The following is a 26783-nucleotide window of genomic DNA, read 5'->3' as shown; positions in this document are numbered from 1 at the left end:
TGCGGGGTGCGACTATTTTGCGGGCGGTTTTTGAGGCCGGAATACTAGCTTCCCACAGCGGGCCGCTTCGCGGGGAACGGGGTTGGCGTTATCGGTTGCGGCCGGGCCGCTTACGGTTCCCGCCGCCTCCAGCTCCGCGAGGGACAGGCGGTAGGCGCTCACCCCGCCGGGCAGCTCCACCGGCCCGGCCGAGCCCTGCCTCCGCAACAGCGCCTCCGCCGCCAAAAGGCGCTGGTAGCCGGGCTGCTGCCCGCCGACGTCGGCCGCCGCCTTGGCGATGACGCGGTACCTGATGGCCGGGGCGAGGGCGCGCAACGCCTCCTCCGGGAGGCTCACTTCGGCGCCGTCCCGTTCAACGAGCGCCGAGAACGTGGTTTCCGCCACGTCCTCAAGGTAGTCGGCGTCCAGCTGGAGGATTGAAGCGGTCCGGGCGAGGGATTCGGCGACGCCGGGGCCCAGTTTTTCCTCAAGGTGAGGGAGCACTTCCACCCGGGTACGGGAACGCGCGAAGGACGGGTCCGAGTTGGTGGGATCGTGCCAGGGCTGCAGCTGCTCCACCTCGCAGATCTCCTCCGTATCCGCCCGGCGGAGCCCCAGGAACGGCCGCAGCAGGAGTCCCCGCTCCGGCCTCATGCCGGCAAGGGAGCGCGTGCCGGAGCCGCGGGCCAGGCCAAGGAGCACCTGTTCCGCCTGGTCGTCCAGCGTGTGGCCCAGCAGGATGGCTCCGGCGCCCTGGCCGGCGGCGGCGGCTTCAAGCGCTTCATGCCGGGCCTCCCGGGCCGCTGCCTCCGGACCCATGCCGGCCGTTGCCACCGTCACGGCACGGATCTCCACGGGCGCCAACCCCAGGTCCCGCAGTGTCCGCGCGGTTTCCGCAGCCACGCCTGCGGACCCTTCCTGCAGCTGGTGGTCCACCACCACCGCTCCCACCGTGACCGGGTGGCCGTCCACGTGCCCGCGCCGGGCAAAGTAGGCGGCGACGGCGGCCAGCGCCAGGGAGTCCGGCCCGCCGCTGCAGGCCACCAGGACATGCCGCGGGTAACCCGCCTGCGCCAAGGCGTCCTGGAGCGCCTTACGCGCCTTGCCGACGACGGGCGCCAGCCTCCCGGGCCGTCGTCGTCCGCTCTGGAAGCCGCTCCTCCCGCCGGTGCTGTCGCCGCCCGGGCCGCCGGATGCTGCGTCAGGTGACTCGCTGCGAGGCAATCAGAGTCCCATCCGGTCAAGCCACAACTTGGCGTCGTGGATCTCCGGCTCGGTGGGCAGGTGGTCTGCGGACTCCCACACCTTGTTAAAGCCTTCCATGCCGGCCACATCCACCACGGCCCCCACAAACCTGGCGCCGTCCGAGTATTGGCGCATTTTGGCGTCCAGGCCAAGGAGGCTGCGGATGAACTTTTCGATCACGCCGCGGTCCTTGCCGCGGTCGTTGAACCGCTGCCGGATGGTCTTTACGGACGGGATGATGCTGGCGTCCACGGCATCCATCACCACGTTCGCGTGGCCTTCGAGGAGGCTCATCACGGCGGTGAGGTGGGAGATGGCCGCCTTTTCCTCCGGGTCCTGGAGGAGGTCCAGGATGGCACCGCGGCCGGGGGTGTTTCCGGAGGCGGTGCGGTCCTTGAGGGAGCGTGCGGCGGCGGTGGCCCGCTCCATCAGGGAGTCGACGTTGCCCAGCAGGTGAACGCTGAGTTCGTCGATCTGCTCAAGCATGTGGTGCCGCAGCCAGGGGGCAGCTGCGAACTGCACGCGGTGGGTCTGCTCGTGCAGGCACACCCAGAGGCGGAAATCCTCAGGCGCGACGTTGAGTTCGCGCTCCACGGCCACGATGTTCGGGGCAACAAGGAGGAGCCTGCCGCCGGCAGGGGCGGTGGAGCCTTCCGCGAGTGCGGCGAAGGGATCGTACTGCCCCAGGACCTTGCTGGCCAGGAATGCCAGGACGGCGCCGAGCTGGCTCCCGGTGATGGCCCCGCTGACGCTGGCGGCGCCGGGGCTCAGCGTGCCGCGCCGGCTTTCCAGCATCTTTTCCATGGCAGGCTTGAGCATCACCGCGAAGCTCTGCGTGTTTGCCTTGGCCCATGACGCCCGGTCCACCACCAGCACGGAGGAGTCCCGGAGGTCGCGTGCCGCCTCCAGCCCGGTGATCTGGTGGACGTGCTCAACGGACACATCCGCCAGGCGGCGCAGGCTGTCCACGGCCTCACCCATGGCGGCCTCGCTGAGCACGGGCCCGGCCGGGGCCAGGCGTGCGGCGGTGGAGGCGGCGAGGTCCCAGTTGATCAAGGACTGTGCCGTGGCGGACAACGTCTGGGTTGACGACTCGCGTGCAGTGGGCTCCATGGTTCCCATCAGAACACAGCATGCTGTGGATAGTCCTTAAGTTCGCTGACCGGCGAACCCTTCGGGGCACCCGGCCGGCCACGGACGCACTTGCACAGGCGATTCACAGGATGCGGAAAGCGCGCCGCGAATCCTACTTGCTGCTACCGGCAGCCGCAGCCTGCGAGCGCGGTGGCGGCGCGGTCCAGGGCTTCCTTGTTGCCCGCAGCCCCGGGGGTGAGCCCGTTGCCGATGAAGGAAAAGACCAGCAGCCTGCCGTCCGCGTCAACCACATAGCCGCTCAATGCGAGCACTGTGTTCAGCGTGCCGGTCTTGGCCCGCACCAGCCCGGCACCGCCGGCAGTGGCATCGCCGCCGTAGCGGGTGTCCAGGGTTCCGGTCAGGCCGGCCACCGGGAATCCGTCCAGCGCGGCCCGCAGCCTGGGGTCCGTGCCCGAGGTGATGGCCCGCACCGCCTCGGTAAACTGCCGGGCCGAGACCTGGTTGCCCATGGCCAGTCCACAGACGTCCACCAGCTTCAGGGCATCCGTGGCGAGGCCGGCTGCGGAGAGCTGCGCACGGACTGCTGCCGTGGCGCCGTCGTTGCTGCCGGGCAGCCCGTCCGCCAGTGCCGTGAGCCGGCCCAATGCTTCCGCCAGGTAGTTGTCAGAGTCCTGCAGCATCACGTCCACCTGTTCGGCCACGGTGGCGGACTGCACCTCCGCCAGCAGCCTCGGTTCACTGGAATCCTCCCCGGGAGCGGCCGTTGCCGCCGCGCGGGCTGCCGCGGCGCCTGCTCCCGCCGGCTGGGGTGAACGTTCGACGGCGGCTGCCACAGTGAGTCCCGCGGCGGCGCCTGCCGTTCGCAGCCGGGCCGCAAACTCCTCGGCGGCAGCCATGGCGGAGTCCTGCGGGCGTGCACCGGTGGTGACAGCGGGATCGTACCGGGCTGAGTTCAGGGCCAGGGGGAACAAGGGTGCCACTTCGCCGGCGGCCACATCCCCGCTGTCCCAGGCCGGGTTCAGCGCGGGTCCGGAGAAAAGGGAGTCGTCCACGAGGACCTTGAGCTCCCCCGCCGCGCCGTCAGCCTTCAGCGCCTCCACCGTGCCGGCAGCCAGGGATGCCAGGCCGGCGCGTCCCATTGCCCGTTCGGGGTTCGACTCGCCAGGCCCCAGGAGCACGTCCCCGCCGCCCACCAGCACCACCTGCCCGGGCACCGGCCCGGCAACAACAGTTGTGCTGAAACGGCGCCCGGGCCCCAGGGACCGCAGGGCGGCGACGGCAGTGAGCAGTTTCATGTTGGACGCCGGAACGCGGCCTTCCGATCCGCCGCGGTCAAACAGGACCTCGCCGGTCAGCGCATCCTGGACCAGCGCGGTGAACGTTCCGCCGCCGTCGGCCTTTAACAGCGGATCCAGCTGCGCCGTGACGGCGGCCCGGGCCGGGACGTCCGCCGAAGGGTCGAGTGTGGCCAGGCCCGGCCGGGCAGAGAGCGTGGCGGGAGCCTGCTGCCATGCGGGCGCGGGCGGAGCGGGGGCAGGGGCCTCGGGACCCAGGAAGCCGGGGGCCACCAGCAGGGCCGCCGGGACGGAAAGGGCAACCAGGAGGGCCGCCAGCAGGACCAGCAGCCAGGACCTCCGCAGCCCGGTGATGCCCCTCAGCGCTGCCTGCCGGACACGGCCGTACTGCCGGTCCGTGCCGATTGTCTTGGTCATGCTGGTGCCGGTCCTCAAGTCCTGAAATTTCCCCACAAGTTCCTGATTCCAGGGCCTCTCGCTATATCCTCAATAATAGTCGGCGGCACCGACAGTGCTTTTTGTTGCCCGTCAGAAGTGCCGCGAACCCCCTGCAATTGCCGAGGAGCATTCCATGAAGCATGACGTGACCATCGAGATCCCCAAGGGATCACGCGTCAAGTATGAAGTTGACCACGAGACCGGCCGCGTCCGCCTGGACCGCGTCCTCTTCACCTCCATGCAGTACCCCACGCACTACGGATACTTCGAGAACACCCTCGGCGAGGATGGCGACCCGTTGGATGCGCTGGTGCTGCTGCAGGACTTCGACCTGCACCCGGGCGTCATCGTTGAGTCCCGCCCCATCGGCGTCTTCAACATGACGGACGACGGCGGCGGAGACGCCAAGATCCTCTGCGTGCCGGTGGACGCCCGCTTCGACCACATCCAGGAGGTCAGCGACGTCAACGACTTCCTGATCAAGGAGATCGAGCACTTCTTCACCCGCTACAAGGACCTGGAGCCGGGCAAGTGGGTCAAGGCCGAGGGCTGGGGCGACCGCGCTGCCGCCGAGGCCGAGCTGGAAGCTTCCATCAAGCGTTACGTGCCCACCAAGCACTGATTTCCTGAAGCAACGCGGGGTCACTCCGCGCCGAATTCTTCGCCAGAATTGGGCCGGAAGTGACCCCGCGTTGTGGTTTAAGGTGAATTGGTGAGCTCAGCGCCAGTCTTCAACCCGCCCTGCGGTCCTGTCACCGGCTGGCGGGACGGGGACGTCGTCCGCGCAACCGGGATCCCTTACGCCACCGCCGGACGTTTCCAGCCTCCCGCCCCGGCGCCTGGCTGGACGGTTCCGTTTGCCGCCACCTCCCCCGCGCCCGCCTGCCCGCAGGGGCCGGTGCCGTTCCTCGATGACGTCCTGGGCACCCGCTACGGGGAGCTGCCGGGGAGCGAGGACTGCCAGAACCTTTCCATCACCATGCCCGCCGGCCTTGCCTCCGGCGAACAGCTCCCCGTGATGGTCTGGATCCACGGCGGCTCCTACACCACCGGCTCGGGCGACCTCGCCATCTTCGACCCCGCGGCGCTGGTGTCCGAGAACCGGGTGGTGGTGGTCTCTGTGACGTACCGCCTGGGGCTGTTCGGCTTCCTGGCGACCCGCACCGGCCGGCCGGGGAACCTGGGCCTCCTGGACCAGCTTGAGGCATTCCGCTGGGTGCAGCGGAACATTGCCGCGTTCGGCGGCGACCCGGGCCGGGTGACGGCCTTCGGCCAGTCGGCCGGAGGTGACGCGATCGCGCACCTCATGGCCACAGCCGAAGCACCGTCCCTCTTCCAGCGGGCCATCATCCAAAGCGCCCCGCTGGGAATCTCCCGCGGCAGGGCGAAAATGAACCATGCCATGGGCATCGTTGCCGAGGCCGTGGACGAGGACACCCCCGCCATGGACATCGTTGAGCGGGAGGACCACGTTGCCCAGGTAGCCCGGAAATTCGGCATGCTGGCCGCCATGCCTTTCGGAACCCAGTATGGCCACGCGCCGCTGCCGGCGGAGCCGGATATTGAAGCCGCCTGGAACCGCGCCGCGCCCGGCGTTGAGGTGCTGATCGGGCATACGTCCGAGGAAGCACGGCTGTTCCTGCCCCGCAGCCCCTACCTCAGCCGGCTGGCGCGCGTCCCGCTGGTGGGGTCTGCCGCCGTCCGCGCCATTGACTGGGTGGTCACCGAGACCGTCTATGCGAAGGCGGCGCGCGGGTTCGCCCGGCGCCATGCCCGGGCTGGCGGCAAGGCCCACCGCTACGTCCTAAGCTGGCATGCCCCGGGAAACATCTTCGGCGCTGCCCACACTGTTGACCTCCCGCTGCTTTTCGGCAACCGGAACACGTGGGACGGCGTGGGCCTGATTGCCGGCGCCAGCTGGGATGAGGTCAACGCGGCAGGACGCGAGCTGCGGGCGCTCTGGGCACGGTTCGCCCGCGGCGATGACCTCGGCAAACACGGCACCATCCCGGGAACGCTGCGCTACCGGGCAGCATGAGGGTTCCGATGCGGACTTTAGGCGTCGACCTGGCCGCCGCCGCCAGGAAAACCGCCGTGGCGGTCCTCGAATGGGGCAAGGACTCCGCCGGCCTGGTGCACCTGGCGCTGGATGTGGGCGACCAGGAGATCGTGGAACTGTTTGGCGGCGCCGCCATGACGGGGATCGACTGCCCGGTGGGGTGGCCTCGGGCCCTGATCCCGTTCCTCACCGGGCACCTTGCCTTCGACGCCGACCCCGTGCTTGCGCATGACGGCATCGAAGGCCGGCGGCTGCTTGCCTACCGTGACACGGACAGGTTCGTCACCCGCCGGACCGGACTGATCCCCCTCAGCGTCTCCGCGGACCGGCTGGCGCACCCGGCCATGCGGTGCGCAGTGATCCAGGCCAGGATCGCAGCGCTCCACGGCCCCCAGCCCCGGGACGGATCAGGACGCCTCGCGGAGGTCTATCCGGCTGCTTCCCTGAAACTGTGGGGACTGGTCGCCCGCGGCTACAAAGGACGGGGGACCCCGGAAACCGAGCGGCTTTCCATGCTCCTCGCGAACCTGCGGCAGCAGGCCCCCTGGCTGGACCTGGCCGGGCAGGAGGACAGGCTTGCAGCCTCGGACGACCTGTTCGACGCCGTCGTCGCATCCCTCACCGCCCGCGCGGCCGCCGTCGGGCTTACCGCGCCCCCTGACGGCGCGCACGCCGCAGCCGCCCTCGACGAGGGGTGGATCCACCTGCCCTCCTGCGGGCTGACGGAACTCGTCAGCTAGCGGGACCCTCGCCGCCAAGGGTCCAGTTGCGGATCTCCTCCGGATCCTCCCCATGCAGCCGGGTGTGTTCCCGGGCCCTCATCCGCCGGTCCTGGAGGTTCTGCCGGAGGAGGGAATGCCTCTCGGCCAGCCCGGGCACGCGGTCGATCGCGTCGATGGCCAGCTGGAACCGGTCGATCCCGTTCAGCATGGCCATGTCGAACGGCGTAGTGGTGGTCCCCTCTTCCTTGTAGCCGCGCACGTGCAGGCCGTCCTGGTTGGAGCGGCGGTAGGCAAGCCGGTGGATCAGCGCGGGGTAGCCGTGGTAGGCGAAGATGATGGGCTTGTCCGCCGTGAAGATCCCGTCGAAATCCCGTGCCGGAAGCCCGTGCGGGTGCTCGCTCACGTCCTGCAGCCGCATCAGGTCCACCACGTTGACCACCCGGACCTTCAGTCCCGGCGCGCCTTCCCGGAGCAGTTCCGCTGCCGCAACGGTCTCCACGGTGGGCACGTCACCCGCGCAGGCCATCACGACGTCGGGCTCCTCGCCGGGCACCTCGGACCCCGCGAACGCCCAGATCCCCAGCCCCCGGCGGCAGTGGTTGGCGGCGTCGGCGGGGCCCAGCCAGGTGGGCGAGGGCTGCTTTCCGCTGACCACGATGTTCACGTAGTCGGTGGAGGCCAGGCATTGGTCCATGACGTACAGCAGGGTGTTGGCGTCCGGCGGCAGGTATACCCGGATGACCTCCGCCTTCTTGTTCACGGCATGGTCAATAAAGCCCGGGTCCTGGTGCGAGAAGCCGTTGTGGTCCTGCTGCCACACGTGGGAGGACAGCAGGTAGTTCAGCGATGCCACCGGCTGGCGCCACGGCAGCTGCCGGTGCACCTTCAGCCACTTGGCATGCTGGTTGAACATGGAGTCGACGATGTGGATGAAGGCCTCGTAACAGTTGAAGACCCCGTGGCGTCCGGTCAGGAGGTAGCCTTCCAGCCAGCCCTGGCACAGGTGTTCGCTGAGCACCTCCATCACCCGGCCGGACCGCGCAAGGTGCTCGTCGGCGTCGTCAATCCTGTACTGCCATACCTTGTCCGTGACCTCGTAGACGTCCTGCAGCCGGTTGGAGGCGGTCTCGTCCGGGCCAAAGAGCCGGAACGTTTCCATGTTCCGCGAGATAACGTCCCGCATCCACGAGCCCAGCGTGACCATCGGGCTGACGCGCTCGGTCCCCGGCTCCGGGACTTCGACGGCGTAGTCCCGGTAGGCAGGCAGCCTTAGCGCCTTCCGCAGCAGTCCGCCGTTGGCGTGCGGCGTTGCGCTCATCCGGAAAGCGCCCGTGGGCGCGGCCTCGGCGACCTCGGGCCGGAGCCTGCCGTCGCCGTCGAACAGCTCCTCGGGGCGGTAGGACTGCAGCCACCCTTCCAGCTGCTTCAGGTGCTCCCCGTTGGTGCGGACTTCGGAGAGCGGGACCTGGTGGCTGCGCCACGTCCCCTCAACCTGCAGCCCGTCCACTACGCGCGGTCCGGTCCAGCCTTTCGGCGAGCGCAGCACGATCATGGGCCAACGGGCAGCGGCATCCGCCCCGTCCTGTCCGGCCCGGGGAGACCGCCGTGAGTCCTGGATGGCGCGGATGCCGGCCATGCAGCGTTCCAGCGCATCCGCGAAGTCGCGGTGCGCCTGCTCCGTGTTGTCCGGGTCTTCCACTGTCACGAAGTAGGGCTCATGCCCGTAACCGCGCAGCAACTGCTCCAGCTGCTCTTCGGGCATCCGGGCCAGGATGGTGGGGTTGGCGATTTTGTACCCGTTCAGGTGCAGGATGGGCAGCACCGCGCCGTCAGTGGCCGGGTCCAGGAAGTTATGGGAGTGCCAGCTGGCGGCCAGCGGGCCGGTTTCCGCTTCGCCGTCACCAATCACGACGGCGGTGACCAGCTGGGGGTTGTCAAGGACCGAGCCGTACGCGTGGGCGAGGGAATACCCGAGTTCGCCGCCCTCGCTGATGGAGCCGGGGCTTTCCGGCGCCGCGTGGCTGGGGATGCCGCCCGGGTAGGAAAACTGGCGGAAGAGTTCGGCCATGCCGTCGCCATCGTTGCCCACGTGGCCGTAGACCTCGGAGTAGGTGCCTTCCAGCCAGGCATTGGCGACGACGGCGGGGCCGCCGTGGCCGGGACCCGCCACAAAAAGCATCTCGGCGGAGTCGCGGCGGATGATGCGGTTGAGGTGGGCATAGACGAAATTCAGCCCGGGGGTGGTGCCCCAGTGGCCCAGCAGCCGGGATTTGGTGTGTTCGGCCTGCAGCGGTTCGCGCAGGAGCGGGTTGGAGCGGAGATAGATCTGCCCGACGGAAAGGTAGTTGGCGGCGCGCCACCAGCGGTCCACAAGTTCAAGTTCGCCCTGCCCCATGCTGCCGGCCATAACCATCCTCACGTCGCGTTCGCCCACCCTTTGATCCGCCAGGTGCAGCCGTTCCCCCATCGCACCAGATGGGCCAGTCCGAGGCAACCCCGCTTGCCTTGGCGCTGCTACCTGCAGGTAGTCTTTGGATTCAGATGTTCACGCTGACAATCAACCAGACCGATAGCCGGCGCGATGGCGACCGGGTGCCGCAGCTGCTCAGGGACCTGCGGCACATTCCTGCGCGCCTTGATTTTGACCGGTCCGTGGAGGACGAGGTCCAGGGCATTGTGGACTGCCCGCACCAGGCGGTGGAGGCGGCCCTGATCGCGCTCCGGGACGGCTCCTGGTACGTGGGCATCGGCGTAGGGCCCGTCAATGAACCGTTGCCCAACCAGATCAAGGACGCTTCGGGCCACGGGCTGGTGTATGCCCGGCGCGCCGTGGACCGCCTGCGGAGCAGCAAGGACCGGGTTCCGGTTGCAGTGGAGGGGCCGCTGGCTGACGTGGCGCACGACGCCGAGGCCGTGCTGCGGCTGCTGGGGCATATCGTGCGCGACCGCTCCGGTGCCGAGTGGCGGGTGCTTGACCTGCTGACGCCCGGCGTGCGGGGCCAGCAGAAGGCTGTGGCCCAGGAACTCGGAATCACCACGCAGGCGGTCAGCAAGGCGGTGGCACGGGCCCAGTGGAACGAGGAGCACGCGGCCCGGCCTGCGGCGGCCCGGCTGCTGGGCTTGATCCTCGCGGTCCGGTAGGGGCTGCGGCCCCCTCAGGCCTGGGTTGCCGCCATCACCGGCTCGCCGTTGAAGTATTCGAGCTGCCAGCCGTCGATCGCGTGGTGGTGCGCCAGGTTCAGCACAGCGTTGTCGATGCTGGCCAAAGCGGTCCCTACGGCCCGGCTGAGGCTCACCCGGAGCAGTGTTCCGTGCGCGACGACGAGAACACGGCTGCCGCTGTACTCCTTGGCCAGTGCCTCCAGGGCGGCGAGACCGCGGTCAGCTGCCTCGTCCTCGCTTTCGGCGCCGCGGAAACCGCCGGGGATGCGGAGTGCCTCCAGTTCCGGACCCGCCTGCATTCCCTCCGCCGGTCCGAAGCTCCGTTCCGTGAGCTCCGGCAGGCGGCGGACCTCGCCCAGCCCGAGTCCGCCGGCTATCACATCTGCGGTTTCGGCAGCGCGGCTCAGCGGCGAGGACACAATGGCGTCCCATTCGTACGCCGACAAAACGTCAACGGCATCACGCGCCTGGGCCCGGCCGACGTCGTTCAGTGGAATGTCCGTGGATCCCTGCAGGCGGCGCTGCGCATTCCAGTCTGTCTGGCCGTGGCGGATGAGGGCGAAGGTGGTGAGGGTCATGCTTTCCATTCTGCCCGACGGCGGGCTTCCGCCGGACGCGGGGACAGTCAGTTGCGCGGTTCAGCCAGCTGCGCAGCCCGGCTGCCGCATAGGCGAAGCCCGCGTAAGGCTGCCAGCTGAACCGGAATCTCGGGAGGTTTGCCGCAGCTACAGCAGGCTGCGCAGCACGTGGGCCGCGCCGTCGTCGAACACTGAGTGGGTGACCTCGTTGGCGACGGCGATGACTTCCTCCGGCGCCTGGCCCATGGCCACTCCGCGTCCTGCCCAGGTGAGCATCTCGATGTCGTTGCGGCCGTCGCCGATGGCCACCGTGAGATGCCGTTCGATGCCGAGCCTGCCGCGGAGGTTTTCCAGCGCGCTGGCTTTGGTCACGCCGGCGGCGGCGATGTCCAGCCACGCGGTCCAGCCCACGGAGTAGGTGACGCCGGCGAGGCCCACGTGTTCAATGGCCTCATTGAACTCTTCCGGGGTGTTTTCGGTGCTGAAGACCACCACGCGCACCGCCGTGGCTTCAAGCATGGTGTGGAAATCCACGCCGATGGCCTCGACGCCGAAGCTCGGGTCCTGGAAACGCTCGGTGGACAGGAAGTTTCCGTCCGCATCCTCCAGCGCATACTTGGCAGAAGGAAGCCGCTCGCGCAGTGCCCGGAGTGCGGGTGCGGGGTCGAACGTGGCCTTGTGGATGACCTCGTAGCCGCCGTCCAGTGCCGGATGGAGCCGCAGCGTCACGCCGCCGTTGCAGCAGACGGCGTAGCCGCGCTCAATCCCGATTTTCTCGATGATGGGCAAGGTGGCGTTGAGCGAACGGCCCGTGGCGATCATCACCTCGTGTCCGGCTGCCACTACGGCCTGCGCCGATTCCCGGACACCCTGGGACATGTGGCCGTCGTGGTCCACCAGCGTGCCGTCCACGTCCAGTGCGACCATCAGCTTGCGGCCGTTGTTGTTGTTGTTGTTATCTCGCCGGTCATCGTTGCCGGCGACTGAGGTTTCAGTCAGCGTTGTCATTCCAATAGTGAACCAGACGCCCCGAAACGCCGCTAGGACGCGCGCCACAGAGTTATTGAACAGTTGGTTAATACCCACAGGTTGTCCCCGGTGTGAGTGTTAACCTCCGTGTTCTGAGGCGTGCACCCTCCCACGGACAAAGCACCCGCGCACGCCCCGGTGCAGGGACCGTTTCCCGGTGCGGCTCGGGTGCCGCCGTTGTCCACATGGGGCAGAACCGTCCTGCCCTTCCCTCGGTGGTGCGGCGACCATGGAGGCATGCAGCTGATTGATGCCGCCGCATTGCACCGCAGTACCGGAGACTCGCGCTCGCTCCGCAGGCGGTATGCCCGCGGCGAACTGGTCCGTGTCCGCAAAGGAGTGTACGCGGCCAAAGATGAGTGGATCTCACTGCCACCATGGGAAAGGTACCGGCAGACAATCCTTGCCGTGAACCTTGAACTGCCTTCGTCAAAGTTCTGCCTCAACACAGCCGCTGTCCTGTGGAACCTGGAGATGCTCGCTGTCCCCGATGATGTCCACCTTGCAGGTGCATCACGGGGCCATAGGGGCCGGAGCCTCCCCACTACGTCCGCTGCTCGAATGCCATCCGGATTGTGCGGACTTGAGGGACTCACCTCCTATGGTGTCGCCCGGCATGCTTCCCGGGGACCAACCATCGCGTTCGGAGGGCTACAGATAACGCCATTGCCCGAGACGGTGGTGGCGGTCATCGCAAGAGAGAACTTTGCGGCCGGAACAGTGCTGGCCGATCATGCTATCGGCATGCGTCGTACTTCAGGCCCCCGGGTGAGCAAGGACGAGTTGCTGGGGCACGCCGCGCGCCTGGAGTCTGGCGCACGCCGGCGATGGGTCACCCAGGTGCTCAATTTCGCCGTTGCCAACTCCGGATCAGCAGGCGAATCACTCAGCCGGGCACAGATGCACCTCCTGGGTTTCCCCGCGCCCCTGTTGCAGGCAAACTTCCGCGCGGGAGGCCATTTCATTGCCCGGACCGACTTCTTCTGGCCGCAGTTCAAACTTATTGGCGAGTTCGACGGCGACGCGAAGTACCTGCGCGATGAGTACTTGGGCGACCAGACGTCCCGCCAAGCCGTCCTGGCCGAAAAGAAGCGCGAAGACAAACTCCGTGCGGCCGGGTTCAGAGTGGTGCGCTGGGACTGGGCGACTGCTTCGGACGCAGCCAGGCTGGGCGCTGTGCTGCGGAATGCGGGGCTGCCTAACAGCGGCACCAGGGCAAAAAGAACCCTCTGACGGACTTTGCACCCGGGAATGCCCTGGTGCAAAGTCCGTCAGAGGGTGCGATGCCCCGGGAGGCAGGCGAAGCTAGAGGACCGGGAGGACCTCGAGGCCGCCCAGGTACTTCTGCAGGGCCTTGGGCACGTTGACCGAGCCGTCCGCGTTCTGGTGGTGCTCCAGCAGCGCCACGATCCAGCGCGTGGTGGCCAGGGTTCCATTCAAGGTGGCTACGGCCCGGGTGCCCTTCGCGACGCCCTCGGCGTTCACCGCGCGTTCGCGGATGTTCAGCCGGCGGGCCTGGAAGGTGGTGCAGTTGGAGGTGGAGGTCAGCTCGCGGTAGGCGCCCTGGGTGGGAACCCACGCTTCGCAGTCGTACTTCCGGGCGGCGGACATGCCGAGGTCGCCGGCCGCGGTGTCAATCACCCGGTACGGCAGCTCGCACTTGGCCAGCATCTCCTCTTCCCACGCCAGCAGCCGCTGGTGCTCGGCGGCGGCCTCTTCAACGGTGGTGTAGATGAACATCTCCACCTTGTTGAACTGGTGGACTCGGATGATGCCGCGGGTGTCCTTGCCGTGCGACCCGGCTTCGCGGCGGTAGCAGGAGCTCTGGCCGGCGTAGCGGATGGGGCCGGCGGCAAAGTCCAGGATTTCGTCCGCGTGGTACCCGGCGAGGGCAACCTCGGAGGTGCCCACCAGGTAGAGGTCGTCTTCGGCGAGACGGTAGATCTCGGCGTCGTGCTTTACGTCAAAGCCGGTGCCCTGCATGGTCTCCGGGCGCACCAGGGTGGGCGTGATCATGGGGACGAAACCGGCCTCGATGGCCTGGTCCATGGCCATCTGCAGCAGCGCCATCTCCAGCCGGGCACCCACCCCGCGCAGGAAGTAGAAGCGGGCGCCGGAAACCTTGGCGCCGCGCTCCATGTCGATCGCGCCGATAAGCTCGCCGATTTCCAGGTGGTCCTTCGGCTCGAAGTCCGGGAATTCGCGGGGCGTGCCGACGGTCTTGACCACCACGTAGTCATCCTCGCCGCCCTCGGGAACGCCGTCCTCAACCAGGTTGGGGATGGTGCGCAGCAGTTCTTCCTGCTTCGTCTGGGCGGCATCGGCCTCGGCGGAGGCGGCCTTGACCGAGTTGGCCAGCTCCTTGACCTCGGCCAGCAGCGCCTTCTTTTCGTCGCCCTTGGCCTGTGCCACCTTCTTGCCGAAAGCGTTCTGCTCGGCGCGGAGGTTCTCGAAGCGGATCAGCGCCGCGCGGCGGGCGGAATCCGCGGAGATGATCGCGTCCACCACTGATTCATCCGCACGGCGGGCACGCTGGCTTGCACGGTATTTATCCGGGTTTTCGCTGAGGTCTTTTACGTCGATCACCACACAAGGGTATCCAATACCGCGCAAGACGGCGGGCGGCAGCGGGCGTGCCGGACCGGAAGGCTTCGCCGGGCTACTGTTGAACCACCATGAGCGACTGGATCCTGTACCTGCTGATTGGGGTGGCCCTCGCGTTTGCCATCTCAAGCTGGTGGGGCGTGCGCAAGCTCAAGGCCCTGCACATCCGCAGCACCGTAGGCGCCGACGCGCACGAACCTGGCCTGGCCCGGCAGCGCGTGGCCGTAGTCCTCAACCCCATCAAAACCCGCGCGGGCGAAGCGAAAGGCATCATCCAGCGGGGATGTCTGGCGGCGGGCTGGGAGAACCCCGTCTTCTTCGAGACGACGGCGGAGGACCCCGGCTATTCGCAGGTCAAGGCGGCCCTGGCGTACAAGCCCGACGTCGTCCTCGTCGGCGGCGGCGACGGCACAGTCCGTGTGGTGGCCGAGTCCCTCGCGCATACGGACGTGGCCATGGGACTCATCCCGCTGGGCACCGGCAACCTGCTGGCACGGAACGTCGACCTGGACGTCAACGACCTTCACGCCAGCGTCAATACTGCGCTTTTCGGCCGGCAACGGTACATCGACACCGCCCGGATGAGCATTGAAAACTCCTGGACCGGGGAATCAACCGAACACTCGTTCCTGGTGATCGCGGGCATCGGCATGGATGCCGAAATCCTGGCCGACACCAATGCCGGACTGAAGAAGGCCGTGGGATGGCTCGCATATACCGAGGCCGGCATGCGGCATCTCCCGGGACCCAGGAAGAAGGTCACGATTTCCCTGGACGGCAGTCCGGGGCAGGTCCGCAGCATCCGCAGCGTTCTGTTCGCCAACTGCGGCCTGATCCCCGGCGGCATCGATTTCATACCCCAGGCCATGATCGACGACGGCATGCTGGACGTAGTGGTGATGAGCCCCCGCAGTGCCGTCGGATGGCTGCTGATGTACGTCAAAATCATGTTCAAGCACACCGGGAAGCTGCCCGACATGACCGTTTACCGCTCCGGGAAAGTGGTCATAAAGTGTCCGGAACCGATGCCCATCCAGCTGGACGGCGACACCTCCGGCGAGGCCACCAAGCTCACGGTCCAGGTGGAGCCGCGGTCTCTCTTGATCCGGGTCAAAGGGGAGGATTAGCGGTCAGTTGCGGCTGCGTTTGTGCTCCTCGGCAGCTTTGGCGGCGGCATGGGCCTCGGACTGCTCGCGGATCATGGCTTGTTCTTCTTCAAAGCGCAGGCGATCGGCACGGTCGGCGTCGTCGCCGTCCCAGTCCTGGTTGTCGGCAGTGGGCCGGGGGTTGACGATCATCCCCTGGCCGTCGTTTTCGGTGCCGCTGGTGGTCATGACGCGCTCCCTTCGCTAGGGGCCATCCCCCATGTGGATCAGGCAAGCATACGCATTGTCAACAGCCCGCGAAAGTACTTCAGGGGGCATTTGCGTACGCTTTGGGCGAAGCGGGCAGGGCCGTTTTCGCCGCCCTGTCATGCAGGCCGGAGAATGCCTTCCACCCACTCCCGCGCTGCGCGAAACGCCTGGTCAGCCGTGTGCGGTTCCACCACTGCACGTTGCATGTCCGCGCGGGGATATGACCCGAGGAAGCGCGTGGCCGGGCTGAGGCGGTGGAGCCCGGCCAGGGCATCGGCCATCCGCTCGTCGCCCACGTGCCCGTCGGCGTCGATGCTGAAGAAGTAGTCCCCCAGGAACTGTCCGGTAGGCCGGGACTCAATACGGCTGAGGTTTACGCCGCGGCTGGCAAACTGGTCCAAGATCTCCATCAGGGCTCCCGGACGGTCCTCCGGAAGCGGCACCACAACGGTGGTTTTGTCCGCTCCGGTGCGCGAGGGCAGCGCGCCCGGGCGGCTGACCAGGATGAAGCGCGTCACGGCCTCCGGGTTGTCACCGATGTCCTCCGCCAGGACGGCCAGGCCGGGCTGTTCCCGGGCTACCAGGGGAGCGCAGATGGCCGCGTCATATTGGCAGGCCTCGTCCAGGAGCCCCATTGCCGAAGCGGCAGTGGATGAACCGGGTACATATTCCGCTGATGGGATATTCCTGTCCATCCACAGCCGGCACTGCGCCCAGGCATGGCCGTGGGTTGACACCCGGCGCACGTCCGCCAGCCCGACCCCCGGCCTGGCCACAAGCACGAAGCTGATGGGCACCAGGACCTCGCGGATTATCCGCAGTTCCTTGCCGCCGGCGATTGCGTCCAAGGTAGCGGTAACGCCGCCCTCCACCGAGTTCTCTATTGGGACCATGGCAGCAAACGCCGAACCGTCACGCACTTTATCCAGGGCAGCATTGACGTTCGACGACGGCACGCGGGTAGCCTGCGCGGCATCCGGCACCTGCATGAGGGCAGCCTCGGTGAAGGTACCCGCGGGCCCGAGGAAGGCATAGGTCACGGAGGACTCGGACATGAATATTCCTCGCCTACAGCACCATCGGTTTCAGCCCGTTGTCCGAGACGAGGGGCTTGCCGGCTTCCAGCCACATGTCCATGCCGCCGGAAACGTTAATGGCGGTGTAGCCCTGGCCCGTGAGCCATTGCGCCACGCGGAAGGACCTGCCGCCGGTGCGGCAAATGACGTAGACGTCCTCGTCAGGGTCGAGTTCCTCCAGACGGCCCGGAAGCTGGTCCATGGGAATGTGGAGGGCGCCCTCTGCATGCCCTGCCACCCATTCGTAATCCTCACGGACGTCCAGGATGACCGCATCATCGGGGATGTCGTTGACGGGAACGTTGTCGAAATCGCTCATGGTGATTCCTGCCTTCGCGGATCGGGGGTCGCTTTAAGCCTAGTGCTTTACCTCCCGGAGGGGCTTGCGCGCAGCCAAGTTAAGCTTCTGTGTGAACCCAAGGAGGAAAGTTGCTTCCTGAACACCGCGTCCTGGCCGCAGCCGGAGGCCGAGGCCGAACTGGCCGCGGCCATCCTGCCCTGGCCGCGGGCTCCCGTGGCTGAACTCCACGAACTGCCCGCAGTGGCCCTCCGGGACCAGCTGCGGCAGGGGAAGGTCTCAGCAGCGGAGGCGGCAGCCCATTTCCTGCAGCGGATAGACCGGCAGAACGTCCCCCTGGGCGCCTTTGTCACCGTGACGGCGGACCAGGCGATGGAGCAGGCCCGCTCCGCCGACTCACTGCGGTCCCGGATTCCGGCCGGGGAGTTGCCCCTCCTGCACGGCATGCCCTTGGCTTACAAGGACCTGACCGACGTGGAAGGCGTGCCAACCACGCACGGCAGCGCCGCGGTGGACCACAGGCCGGCCCTCAGCGACGCGCCACTGGTGGCCCTGCTCCGTAAAGCGGGGGCTATTTCGCTGGGCAAGACCCAAGTGCCCGAGTTCGGGTTGACCGCCTACAGCGAAAACCGGATCGCGCCGCCGTCGCGCAATCCCCATGCCCTGAGCAGGAGCTCGGGGGGATCCTCCGGCGGCAGCGCGGCTGCTGTGGCCGCCGGGCTGATTCCTTTCGCGCCGGGGACCGACGGCGGTGGATCTGTCCGGATTCCCGCTGCTGCCTGCGGACTGGTGGGGCTCAAGCCCGGCCGGGGCCTGGTCCCGGCCGGGGAAAGCCTCGGGGATCCCGCCCGGCTGGTGGTGGCCGGCCCCATCGCAAGGACCTCCGCCGATGCCGCACTTATGATGGACGCCCTGGTGCCCGCCGGGCCCTCCTCCGCAATGTCCACGCCCGCTGCACGCACGCGCGGCATGCCCGGGGATGTTCCCGAAAAGGACGGCGGCTACCTCGCGGCGTTGAAGCAGGAACCAGCGAAGCTCCGAATCGGGATTACGCTGGACAGCCCGTGGTTCGGGACGTTTCCTTTCAGCCCCGAGCAGGAAGCGCTGGATGCCCTCAATGCGGGCATCCGCCTGCTTGAACATGCCGGGCATTCCCTCGGCGAGGCTTCCATCCGCTATGACAACCGCTACCCGGACGCCTTCACAACGGCCTGGACTGCGGCAGTGGGGACGGCCAGGATCAGCCCGCACCGTGAGGCGCTGCTGGCTCCCCTGACCCGCACCTTCCGGCGTCGGGCACAGCAGCGCAGCCCGGCGAAACTCGCTGAATCCCTGGCCTTCCTGCGGCAGTTCCAGCACGATACTGTGGCGCAGTACGCCCGGTGGGACCTGATGCTGATGCCGGCGCTCGCGCAGACACCGCGTCCGGTGGGCTGGTTCACCGGCATGCACGGCGGCGACCGGTGGCCCGTGGCCCAGTGGCCGGGGGACGCCGACGGGGACTACCGCAAGCAGTGCGAGTACGCGCCATGGTCCTCCGTGGTCAATGTCTGTGGCCTGCCGGCCGTCACCCTTCCTGTCCACTGGACCGGAGGAGCACCCGGCCAGGGGTTGCCGATGGGCATCCAACTGGTGGGGCCGGCCGGTTCCGAGGCCCTCCTGCTCCAGGTGGCCAATCAGTTGGGGTACTAAAAGCCGCGTGGAGGGCTTGTTGACCTGGATCTAACACCCGCTTAATGCTCCCGTAACCGTGCGGGACCAGACTGGCAGAGTCTGCCCGGCTTTCGCTTCCCTTATCCGGCTATCACTCAACGAGGAGTTGCCGACCATGAATGCTGAACACTCCCGCGCCGCTGCCAGCGAAACACCCCACGGAGCGAACCCGGCCAGGCCGGACCTGAACAACGCCACCATCCGGGAGGACTTGGCCGAGAGGGGCCGCTGCGGCATGGTCCACCTGCCCACTGGACGGACCTGCCTCCTGCCCCTCCGGCACCATGGCCCGTGCGAGTTCCACCGCCCGCAGGAGGCCGAGGACGTGATCACGGCGGACAACCACCCTTCGGGCATGACTGAACAGTGACGCCGCAGAGGCTTTGCGCAAAAGGTGTCGACTCCCCACGGAAACGGGAGGACGATTAAAGGGCAGTCACTGTAAGGAGGTCTGTGATGTGCTATTCATCCAGCAAGGACTTCGGGTGGGGCGATAGGAAGGAAACCCGCCGCCGGCCTAAAGCCAAGCAGGACACCCCGGAAACCCCGGTAGAGACGCCGGAGAAGACAGTCAAGGCGCAGGACTTCACGTTCTGGGCTTTCCCGGCCTGGTGGAAGACACCGAAGCCCGGCACCACCTCTGCTGAACGGCGCAGAGAGAGGGTATGACGCTGGCGCAAAGTCCGTGGAAAAGTCAACGGAGGGGTCTTCGCTGAAGGCCCTTTCGCTGTCTTCCGGACGCGGTCCCGGCGAAACCCCTGACATTGCGGACGACCTTTGCCGCCGAACCGCGGCGGGAAAGTGCGGTCCGCCGCCGTATTGACAACGCACTGGCCCCGCGGATCGCAGCCCGCCCCGGACGGCACTGTTACCCGGTGGACTCTTGTGGCGGCCGAAGCGGGTGAGCTGACGGCCGTCGAAGAGCGAAAATGGGGCGCCGGAGCGCCGGGGCTCAGCGGGACTGGCGTTGTGCCTGCCGAACCCCGCCCGCTAAGGTGGCATTGTAAGCATGCTTAGCATTTTGGAAGGGGACACGAATGAGTGCTGGACAGTACACGCCGGGGCCTGAGGGGCAGCCGGAGCCGAGTGGTGAAGGAATGCCGCCGGCGGACCGAACCGGCACTGCGGCTGCGCCGAATGCGCGGCCGGCCAGCGGCTCGCCCGTTACCCCCAGTCCTACAACACGTACCCCGGCGGCTGCGGAGCAGCCCCGGGTGACGCGCGCAGGGGTGGTGTGGGCTGCCGTGGTGGCGGCCCTGGTGATCCTGATCCTGCTGATCATCTTCATCCTGCAGAACCAGGACCAGGTGGTGGTCCGCTACTTCGGGCTGGAAGGAATGGTCCCGCTGGGCATGGCCCTGTTCATCGCCAGCGTGACCGGCGGCGTCCTCGTTGCGATGGCGGGCGGCGCCCGCATCCTCCAGCTGCGCAGGAACGCCCACCGCGCGAGGGTCCAGCAGCGGAGGTAGCGCGCGGAGGGGCCAGGTCACCCCGCGCCCAGGCTCCGATACTTCGCGGAGCGCGCGGCAACGAGGCCTGGAACGGGAAGGCCAGCGAGCGCGCCCAGCTCATACTCGATGGCCTTTGCCATGCGCCGGCAGAATTCGCGCGGCTCCAGGGAGGCGTCGTCCCGCTCATCCACGATGTGGTCCACGAGGCCGTTAGCGTACAGCGATGCGACGTTCACGCCCTGCGCCTGGGCCATCGCGGGGGCATGTGCCGTTGTGCGGTGCACGATGGCGCTGGCACCCTCGGGAGGCAGCGGTGAGAGCCAACTGTGCTGCGCCGCAATGGTCCGGTCCGCCGGCAGCAGCGCCAGCGCCCCTCCCCCGGCGCCCTGGCCGAGCAGCACGGAGACCGACGGGGCGGCCAGGCCAATGAGTTCGTGGAGCGAGCGCGCGATCTCCCCTGCCAGCCCGCCTTCCTCCGCATCCTGCGAGAGCGCCGCACCCGCCGTATCGATGACTGTGAGCAGCGGCAGCCGCAGCTCCTCGGCCAGCTTCATGCCGCGGCGCGCTTCCCGCAGGGATCCGGGCCCCATGCCGGCAGCGTCCCTGCGGAGCGGCCGGGCGTGGCCCAGGACGATGCAGGACTGGCCGCCGAAGCGGGCCAGGGCCAGCAGCAGCCCCGGGTCCTTCTCCCCCTGGCCCGTTCCGTTGAGGGGCAGGGCATCCACCGCCCCGTATTTCAGGAGCTGCCGCAGGTCAGGACGCCGAGGACGCCGGGAGATGCCGATCGATGTCCACGCATCCACGGGAGCAGGCCGGACGCCAAGCGTTGCGGGCTTCGCCGGAACGCCGGCCCGCTTCGCGCACAGGATCTCCAGGGCCCTGGCCACCAGGTCGGCGAGGTCGGCAGGCTCCACCACGCCGTCGATCAGTCCCTTGTTGAACAGGTTCTCCGCTGTCTGTACGTTCTCCGGGAAGGCTTCGCCGTGCAGGGCCTCGTAGACCCGGGGGCCGAGGAATCCCAGGAGGGCGCCGGGCTCTGCCACGTTGATGTGGCCTAGGGATCCCCACGAGGCCATGACGCCGCCGGTGGTGGGGTGCCGCAGGTAGACCAGGTAGGGAAGGCCGGCCTGGCGGTGCGCCCGCACGGCCCCGGTAATTTTCACCATGGACAGGAAGGCCAGTGTCCCTTCCTGCATCCGGGTGCCCCCGGACGCAGGGCCGGCCAGCAGCGGCAGCCCCTCAGCCGTGGCCCGCTCGACGGCGGCCACGATCCGCTGGGCCGCCGCGTGGCCGATCGATCCCGCCAGGAAGGAAAACTCACTGACGATCACCGCCACCCGGCGCCCCCGGATGAGCCCGGCGCCCGTGATCACGGACTCGTCCGTACCGCTCCGGTCCCTTGCCTTGGCGAGGTCGCGGAAGTACTCCCCGGACAGCGGCGGCTCCTGCACCGGCTTGTCCCAGGAGACGAAGGAACCCTGGTCCACCACGTTGTCCAGCAGTTCGGCGGCGCCCAGGTGCCGCACTTTTTCCGTCGTCGCCATGCTATTTCGCCCCCGCGGCTACGGCGCCGAGGCCCAGCCACTCGCGGATGGACTGCCCGTCCTCGTCCAGCAAGGGCGGCGCGTCGTGTTCGGTGACGGTGGTTTCCGCAGCGTCACCGGCGGCAAAGAACCTCAGCGGCGGCCCGGGCAGGCTGACCTTGCCGAGCAGCGGGTGGTCGACGTCCACTACCAGGCCCTGGGACGCAACCTGTTCCCACGCATACACCTCGTCAAGCGAGCGCACCTTCCCTGCGGGGATCCCGGCGTCGTTCAGCTTCTGCAGCAGCTCTGCTGCCCCGTAGCCGGCAAAGACGCGTTCGACGGCGGCAATCACGCCGGAGCGGTTCCCCACCCTTTCGGCGTTGCTGGCAAAGCCGGGCGCCACCGCGTCCAGGCCGAAGGCCGCGGCGAACGAGGCCCACAGTTTTTCGCTGCCGACGCTGATCTGCACGCTCCCGTCCCGGCAGGCAAAAAGGCCATAGGGAGCAATGGACGGATGGTGGTTGCCCTGCGCCTGCGGAACTTCCCCTGCCACCGTGGTGCGGGTGCCCTGGAACGCGTGCACCCCGATCAGTGATGCCAGCAGTGAAGTCCGCACTACCTGCCCGCGGCCGGTCCTGTCCCGTTCAACCAGCGCCGCCACCACTCCGAAGGCCCCGTTCATGCCGGAAAGCAGGTCGGCAATGGGAACCCCGACGCGCTGGGGGTCGTCCGGCCCTGACCCCGTGAGGGACATGAGCCCGGCCTCGCCCTGCAGGATCTGGTCGTAGCCGCTGCGCCGGGATTCCGGCCCGTCGTGGCCAAACCCGGTGATGGAGAGGATTACCAGGCGCGGGTTGAGTTCGTGCATGGCGGCCGTGGAGAAGCCCAGCCTGTCCATCACCCCGGGACGGAAGTTCTCGATCACCACGTCGGCGCGCTCCAGCAGCCCCCGCAGCACCGCCTGGCCATCTCCGCTCTTCAGGTCCAGGCTGATGGATTCCTTGTTGCGGTTGCAGGACATGAAGTAGGTGGACTGGGGGTCCTCAGGGGGGCCCACGAAGGGCGGGCCCCAGCCGCGGGTGTCGTCCCCGGTGCCGGGGTTCTCCACTTTGATGACGCGGGCGCCCAGGTCCGCCATCATCATGCCGGCATGCGGTCCGGCCAGGGCCCGGCTCAGATCCACCACGAGGTGGCCGGACAAGGGTCCTTGCGTACTGTCGGTTCTGCTCATGCGCTGGTTCCTTTTCTGGTGGAACGGGAAAGGCGGGTGCTGAGGTTACGTGGCTAGAGCCATCCGGGGACCACCAGGGCGAGCCAGGCAAGGACGGGCCCTGCGACGATGACGATGCCGCTGTAGCCCAGGATCTGCTTGTAGAACCGGTCCTTGTCCACGCCCTCGGGCGCGTTGGCCAGGACCAGCGCACCGTTGGTGGAGAAGGGCGAAACGTCCACGATGGTGGAGGCAACTGCCAGGGCGCAGATCACGCCGACCGCTCCGATTTCGCCGGTGGACAGGAACGGCACCGCAAGCGGGATGAGTGCGGCGAGGATGGCAGTGGACGATGCGAAGGCGGAGACCACGGCACCGATGAAGCAAATGAGCAGGGCCGCCAGCAGCGGCATGCCCAGGCCGGCCACGCCATTGGAGACGAACTCGATGGTTCCGGCTTCCTCCAGCACTCCGACGAACGTCAGCATGCCGCAGATCAGCAGCACGGTGGACCAGCTGATCTTGTTGATGGCGCCCTTCTGGGCAGCGGGCGAGACGAGCGCCACCACGATGGCAATGGTGATGGAGACAAATCCAACGTCCACCTTGAAGCCGAGGGCGATGACGGCCAGGGCGATGAGGCCGGCGATGGTCACCAGCTGCGGGACGCGCTCGGAGCGCTCCTTGGTGGCTGCCACGCCGTCGCCTGCCGGATCCCGGGGTCCGTACATGCCGGAGCCGAAGCCCTTGAAGGGGACGTCGCCGGACTTGGCCCCGACACTGACCGCCATCCGCGCTTCGGCTGCCTGCTCCACGAAGTGGCTCACCTTGGAGGACAGCAGTGCACGGCCGCCCAGGACCACAAAGAGCACCAGGGCGATCACGAGGTTGAAGACGAGGCTGGACAGGAACAAGGCGGTGGGGCTGAAGTCCAGGTCGGTTTTGGCGAGGATGCCGTTCACCGTGACGCCGTATACGGCGATCGGCGAGAACCCGCCTGCCTGCGCTCCGTGGATCACCATCATGCCCATGAGCAGGGGCTTGATCCTGTACTTCCCGGCGAAGCTGAGGGCGATCGGGGCAATGATGGCGACGGCGGCCGGAGACAGGGCGCCGACGGCCGTGATGACGGCGGTGATGGCGAACATGACCCAGGGAATCAGGGCTACGCGGTTGCCCACCAGCCGCACGGCGCCCCTCACCAGGAGGTCGATGGTGCCGTTGTTCTGGGCGATGGCGAAGAGGTATGTGACGCCGACGATGGTCAGGAACAGGCCGCCGGGGAAGTTGGCCAGGATGTCGCTGGTGGACATTCCCAGCACAACGGTACCCAGCAGGAAGGCGCCCACGAACGCAAGGGCGCCCATGTTCAGGGGCAGGACGGTGGCGAGCAGGAACATCGCCGCAAGAATGATGATGGACAAAACAGGAGCGGACATCGTTGGTCCTCCGTTGGACGAAAGTGTGACGTGAGTTACTGGCTCACTGGACTAGCCTCCTAGAGACCGAGTCTATCTGTCAATAGGAGAAGGCTGTATTGTGGAGGGACCGACGACGTAGCGAGGGCTTTGTGGAGAAGGCATCACGGCTGGGACTGGAACGAATCACGCGGCCCCGGCTGTACGAACAGCTCGTGGAGCAGATCCTGTCCTACATCGAGTCTGCCCAGCTGCGGCCCGGCGACCTGCTGCCGGCGGAGCGCGACCTTGCCGAGCGCCTCGGCGTTTCCCGCGCCACGCTAGCCCAGGCCCTCGTTGCCCTTGAGGTGCTCGGGGTTATCGACGTGCAGCACGGTACCGGCGCCGTCCTGGCCCGGCGGCCCAGCGTGGCCTCGGTCATCAAGGGCCTGCGGGAGCACCAGAGCCGGCTGCCGGAAATCGTGGAGGCGCGCAGCACCCTTGAAGTGAAGCTTGCCGCCCTCGCCGCTGTCCGGCGTACCGATGAAGACCTGGCTGCCATCGACGAGGCGCTCGAGGTCATGGCGAAGGAGATCAGCGACGGCGACCGCGGAGCCCGCGGCGACGAGCTGTTCCACCAGGCGATTACGGCGGCAGCGCACTCCTCGGTGCTGGCGCAGCTCATGGCCTTCATCGCAGAAATGATTTTGGAGACCAGGATGGAATCCCTCGGCCAGCCGGGCCGACCCGAACAGTCCCTCGCCTCCCACCGCAAGATCGCCGATGCCGTCAGGGGGCAGGATGCCGACGGCGCCGCCGAAGCCATGCTTGCCCACATCGAGCTGGTCTCGGACGTGGAGCTGCTCCGCTGACGCGCGGGTAGCGCGCGCTTATTGACCCCGCGGTGCGGCGGTTTTACACTCTGGACATCGCCATCCTGCTTCCGGCCAAATTTGCCGGCAGTTCCTCATCACAGGCGCCTGACGCCTTCCATATCTTCCTTATCCCCGGGGGCTTAGCCCCTTAAGCGGAAGACCACCGACGATGTCCACAGTCCATGAGAACACCAGGGAACTGGCGGTACAGCAGGCACTGCACGAGCTGCGCGGGAAGCTGTCCGGATCCCTGATCGAGCCCCATGACCCCCTGTACGAAGAAGCCCGGCGGGTGTGGAACGGCATGGTCGACCTCCGGCCGCGAGCCGTCGTCCGGGCCGGGGCCATGCCGGATATTGACGCCGTTCTGGACGCAGTGCGGCGCACGGGGTTGGCGTTGGCCGTCCGCGGCGGCGGCCACAATGTTGCAGGACACGGCACTGTTGACGGCGGACTGGTCCTGGATCTGGGCCAGCTCAAGCGCGTCCAGGTCTACGCCGGCAGCAAACTGGTGACCGTTGAACCCGGAGCCACCCTTGCCGACGTCGACCGCGAAACTGCCGCCCACAACCTTGCCGTCCCCCTGGGAGTGATTAGCGGAACAGGCGTGGCAGGACTGACGCTCGGCGGGGGCGTGGGCTGGCTGACGCGGTCAAGCGGCCTGAGCCTGGACAACCTGGAATGCGTGGACATCGTCACCGCCACCGGAGAACACCTGCACGCCGCCGCCCACGAGAACCCGGAGCTGTTCTGGGGCCTGCGCGGCGGCGGCGGAAACTTCGGCGTGGTGACGTCCTTTACCTTCCATGCCCGCGCGCTGCCGCCGGCCCCGCTTGGCGGGAACCTGTTCTACCGGCGGGAACACTGGCGGAACGCCCTCCTTGCATTTGCCGACTGGACCCGGAACCTGCCCGATGAAATGAACCCGATCGTCTCGTTCCTGGTCTTCCCTGCGGAATTCGGAATGGGCAGCGAGCCGTGGATGATCATCGGGTTTGCGTGGGTCGCGGAGGACCACGAGGCCGGGCTCGCCCTTGTCGACCGGCTCCGGTCCGGCGCTCCGCCCGACGAAGAGGAAGTCGGCCCCACCTCCTGGCTGGACTGGCAGAGCGCCATGGACAGCGTCTTTCCCAAAGGCTCGCGCGGTTACTGGAAGAACGTCTCCTTTTCCCGCCTCGATGAGGACTCGGTGGATGTCCTGCTGGGTTTCGCCTCCGAGCTTGCGTGGGAAGGCACCGGCATCGATATCCACCATATGGAAGGGGCGTTCGGACGGGTACCTGACGATGCCACGGCGTTCCCGAACCGGTCTGCCCGGTATTGGCTGAATGTCTACGGGTTCTGGCGCGATCCCTCCGAGGACGAGCGGCTGACCGCGTTCGCCCGCAAAGCACACGGGCTCATGCAGCCCTTCGCAGAGCACGGGGAGTACGTCAATTTCCTGGGTGCGGAAGTCGGGCTAAAGGGGCCGGATGCCGCTCGCGCGGCGTACGGACCGGAGAAGTTCCAGCGGCTGTCAGCCCTGAAGGACCGGTACGACCCCCACAACATCTTCCGCCTTAACCACAACATCCCGCCGACGCAGGCTCCGCGAGGCTGAACGCACGGCGGCGTGAACGCAGGGCGTAAAGACACGCTTTAGACGCACGACGGCGGCCCGGGCGCGGGAGCGCCGG

The 26783-nt window shown here is 67.6% G+C and carries 25 protein-coding genes; 12 read left to right on the top strand and 13 right to left on the bottom strand.

Annotated elements, in window-relative coordinates; translation table 11 throughout:
* Window positions 1-12 precede the first annotated feature (12 nt).
* From tilS to dacB, 3 genes are all read right to left on the bottom strand, one after another.
* A complete protein-coding gene (gene tilS, locus PV768_RS09220; protein ID WP_421092916.1) occupies window positions 13-1101 on the bottom strand; it encodes a tRNA lysidine(34) synthetase TilS in 1089 nt (362 codons plus the stop codon).
* Window positions 1102-1203: 102 nt separating this feature from the next.
* Window positions 1204-2337 (bottom strand): zinc-dependent metalloprotease, encoded by a 1134-nt coding sequence (locus PV768_RS09215; RefSeq protein WP_421092859.1) that lies wholly within the window; start codon window positions 2335-2337, stop codon window positions 1204-1206.
* A gap of 143 nt (window positions 2338-2480) precedes the next feature.
* A complete protein-coding gene (gene dacB / locus PV768_RS09210) occupies window positions 2481-4031 on the bottom strand; it encodes a D-alanyl-D-alanine carboxypeptidase/D-alanyl-D-alanine endopeptidase (RefSeq protein ID WP_157239763.1) in 1551 nt (516 codons plus the stop codon).
* A gap of 154 nt (window positions 4032-4185) precedes the next feature.
* Here dacB and PV768_RS09205 point away from each other — a divergent pair, with 154 nt between their 5' ends.
* The 3 genes from PV768_RS09205 to PV768_RS09195 all read left to right on the top strand — a co-directional run bounded on the left by PV768_RS09205 (window position 4186) and on the right by PV768_RS09195 (window position 6851).
* Entirely contained in the window at window positions 4186-4674 is a 489-nt protein-coding gene (locus PV768_RS09205) for an inorganic diphosphatase (protein ID WP_157239765.1), read from the top strand.
* A gap of 87 nt (window positions 4675-4761) precedes the next feature.
* A complete protein-coding gene (locus PV768_RS09200; RefSeq protein ID WP_421092858.1) occupies window positions 4762-6090 on the top strand; it encodes a carboxylesterase family protein in 1329 nt (442 codons plus the stop codon).
* 8 nt (window positions 6091-6098) lie between these two features.
* Window positions 6099-6851 carry a DUF429 domain-containing protein gene (locus PV768_RS09195; RefSeq protein ID WP_421092857.1) on the top strand — a complete coding sequence of 251 codons (753 nt, stop codon included), beginning with the start codon at window positions 6099-6101 and terminating at the stop codon, window positions 6849-6851.
* Here the strand turns inward: PV768_RS09195 and PV768_RS09190 are convergent.
* Window positions 6844-9240 carry a phosphoketolase gene (locus tag PV768_RS09190; protein ID WP_421092856.1) on the bottom strand — a complete coding sequence of 799 codons (2397 nt, stop codon included), beginning with the start codon at window positions 9238-9240 and terminating at the stop codon, window positions 6844-6846. The two genes, PV768_RS09195 and PV768_RS09190, sit on opposite strands and share 8 nt — an antisense overlap.
* A 134-nt stretch (window positions 9241-9374) precedes the next feature.
* On the opposite strand from PV768_RS09190, the gene PV768_RS09185 reads away from it, so the two are divergent.
* On the top strand, window positions 9375-9974 hold the full coding sequence (locus PV768_RS09185) for a hypothetical protein (RefSeq protein WP_157239772.1): 600 nt from the start codon (window positions 9375-9377) through the stop codon (window positions 9972-9974).
* A gap of 14 nt (window positions 9975-9988) precedes the next feature.
* Here the strand turns inward: PV768_RS09185 and PV768_RS09180 are convergent, their stop codons facing one another.
* Both PV768_RS09180 and PV768_RS09175 read right to left on the bottom strand, forming a co-directional pair.
* A complete protein-coding gene (locus tag PV768_RS09180; protein ID WP_157239774.1) occupies window positions 9989-10573 on the bottom strand; it encodes a histidine phosphatase family protein in 585 nt (194 codons plus the stop codon).
* A 147-nt stretch (window positions 10574-10720) separates the two neighbouring features.
* Window positions 10721-11581: an HAD family hydrolase gene (locus PV768_RS09175; protein WP_421092855.1), complete on the bottom strand. Its 861-nt coding sequence runs from the start codon at window positions 11579-11581 to the stop codon at window positions 10721-10723.
* Between the two features lie 258 nt (window positions 11582-11839).
* Between PV768_RS09175 and PV768_RS09170 the strand changes: the two genes are divergently transcribed.
* Entirely contained in the window at window positions 11840-12835 is a 996-nt protein-coding gene (locus PV768_RS09170; RefSeq protein ID WP_421092854.1) for a hypothetical protein, read from the top strand.
* Window positions 12836-12907: 72 nt separating this feature from the next.
* Here the strand turns inward: PV768_RS09170 and serS are convergent, their stop codons facing one another.
* The gene (gene serS, locus PV768_RS09165) at window positions 12908-14188 is read right to left on the bottom strand and encodes a serine--tRNA ligase (protein ID WP_323057824.1); all 1281 of its coding nucleotides are present in this window, start codon (window positions 14186-14188) and stop codon (window positions 12908-12910) included.
* Between the two features lie 89 nt (window positions 14189-14277).
* On the opposite strand from serS, the gene PV768_RS09160 reads away from it, so the two are divergent.
* Window positions 14278-15333: a diacylglycerol/lipid kinase family protein gene (locus PV768_RS09160; protein WP_421092853.1), complete on the top strand. Its 1056-nt coding sequence runs from the start codon at window positions 14278-14280 to the stop codon at window positions 15331-15333.
* Window positions 15334-15336: 3 nt separating this feature from the next.
* Here PV768_RS09160 and PV768_RS09155 read toward each other — a convergent pair whose 3' ends face one another.
* The 3 genes from PV768_RS09155 to PV768_RS09145 all read right to left on the bottom strand — a co-directional run bounded on the left by PV768_RS09155 (window position 15337) and on the right by PV768_RS09145 (window position 16956).
* The gene (locus PV768_RS09155; protein WP_157239781.1) at window positions 15337-15540 is read right to left on the bottom strand and encodes a hypothetical protein; all 204 of its coding nucleotides are present in this window, start codon (window positions 15538-15540) and stop codon (window positions 15337-15339) included.
* A gap of 137 nt (window positions 15541-15677) precedes the next feature.
* Complete coding sequence (pheA, locus tag PV768_RS09150; protein ID WP_421092852.1) at window positions 15678-16616, bottom strand: prephenate dehydratase; 939 nt, start codon at window positions 16614-16616, stop codon at window positions 15678-15680.
* 13 nt (window positions 16617-16629) lie between these two features.
* Window positions 16630-16956, bottom strand: coding sequence for a rhodanese-like domain-containing protein (locus PV768_RS09145; protein ID WP_157239784.1), 327 nt, complete (start codon window positions 16954-16956; stop codon window positions 16630-16632).
* Between the two features lie 195 nt (window positions 16957-17151).
* Here PV768_RS09145 and PV768_RS09140 point away from each other — a divergent pair, with 195 nt between their 5' ends.
* From PV768_RS09140 to PV768_RS09125, 4 genes are all read left to right on the top strand, one after another.
* The gene (locus PV768_RS09140; protein WP_421092851.1) at window positions 17152-18627 is read left to right on the top strand and encodes an amidase; all 1476 of its coding nucleotides are present in this window, start codon (window positions 17152-17154) and stop codon (window positions 18625-18627) included.
* 136 nt (window positions 18628-18763) lie between these two features.
* Complete coding sequence (locus PV768_RS09135; protein WP_321215045.1) at window positions 18764-19018, top strand: hypothetical protein; 255 nt, start codon at window positions 18764-18766, stop codon at window positions 19016-19018.
* Between the two features lie 86 nt (window positions 19019-19104).
* Entirely contained in the window at window positions 19105-19317 is a 213-nt protein-coding gene (locus tag PV768_RS09130) for a hypothetical protein (protein WP_421092850.1), read from the top strand.
* A 545-nt stretch (window positions 19318-19862) separates the two neighbouring features.
* The gene (locus PV768_RS09125; protein ID WP_321215043.1) at window positions 19863-20117 is read left to right on the top strand and encodes a lipopolysaccharide assembly protein LapA domain-containing protein; all 255 of its coding nucleotides are present in this window, start codon (window positions 19863-19865) and stop codon (window positions 20115-20117) included.
* Between the two features lie 17 nt (window positions 20118-20134).
* On the opposite strand, the gene PV768_RS09120 is transcribed toward PV768_RS09125, so the two are convergent.
* From PV768_RS09120 to PV768_RS09110, 3 genes are read right to left on the bottom strand one after another with little or no spacing between them, the layout of a single operon-like run.
* Complete coding sequence (locus PV768_RS09120) at window positions 20135-21643, bottom strand: carboxyl transferase domain-containing protein (protein ID WP_421092849.1); 1509 nt, start codon at window positions 21641-21643, stop codon at window positions 20135-20137.
* A 1-nt stretch (window position 21644) separates the two neighbouring features.
* Window positions 21645-22856 carry a CaiB/BaiF CoA transferase family protein gene (locus tag PV768_RS09115; RefSeq protein WP_421092848.1) on the bottom strand — a complete coding sequence of 404 codons (1212 nt, stop codon included), beginning with the start codon at window positions 22854-22856 and terminating at the stop codon, window positions 21645-21647.
* Window positions 22857-22909: 53 nt separating this feature from the next.
* Window positions 22910-24274: an SLC13 family permease gene (locus PV768_RS09110; protein WP_157239794.1), complete on the bottom strand. Its 1365-nt coding sequence runs from the start codon at window positions 24272-24274 to the stop codon at window positions 22910-22912.
* A gap of 131 nt (window positions 24275-24405) precedes the next feature.
* Between PV768_RS09110 and PV768_RS09105 the strand changes: the two genes are divergently transcribed.
* Both PV768_RS09105 and PV768_RS09100 read left to right on the top strand, forming a co-directional pair.
* On the top strand, window positions 24406-25104 hold the full coding sequence (locus PV768_RS09105) for a FadR/GntR family transcriptional regulator (protein WP_323057818.1): 699 nt from the start codon (window positions 24406-24408) through the stop codon (window positions 25102-25104).
* 172 nt (window positions 25105-25276) lie between these two features.
* Window positions 25277-26707, top strand: coding sequence for an FAD-binding oxidoreductase (locus PV768_RS09100; RefSeq protein WP_421092847.1), 1431 nt, complete (start codon window positions 25277-25279; stop codon window positions 26705-26707).
* Window positions 26708-26783 lie beyond the last annotated feature (76 nt).

It is taken from the genome of Pseudarthrobacter sp. CC4 (assembly GCF_048957775.1).
In the GTDB taxonomy this organism is placed as follows: Bacteria; Actinomycetota; Actinomycetes; order Actinomycetales; family Micrococcaceae; genus Arthrobacter.
The sequence above is the reverse complement of the archived record's forward strand: the minus strand, read 5'-3'. Positions and strand labels throughout refer to the sequence as shown.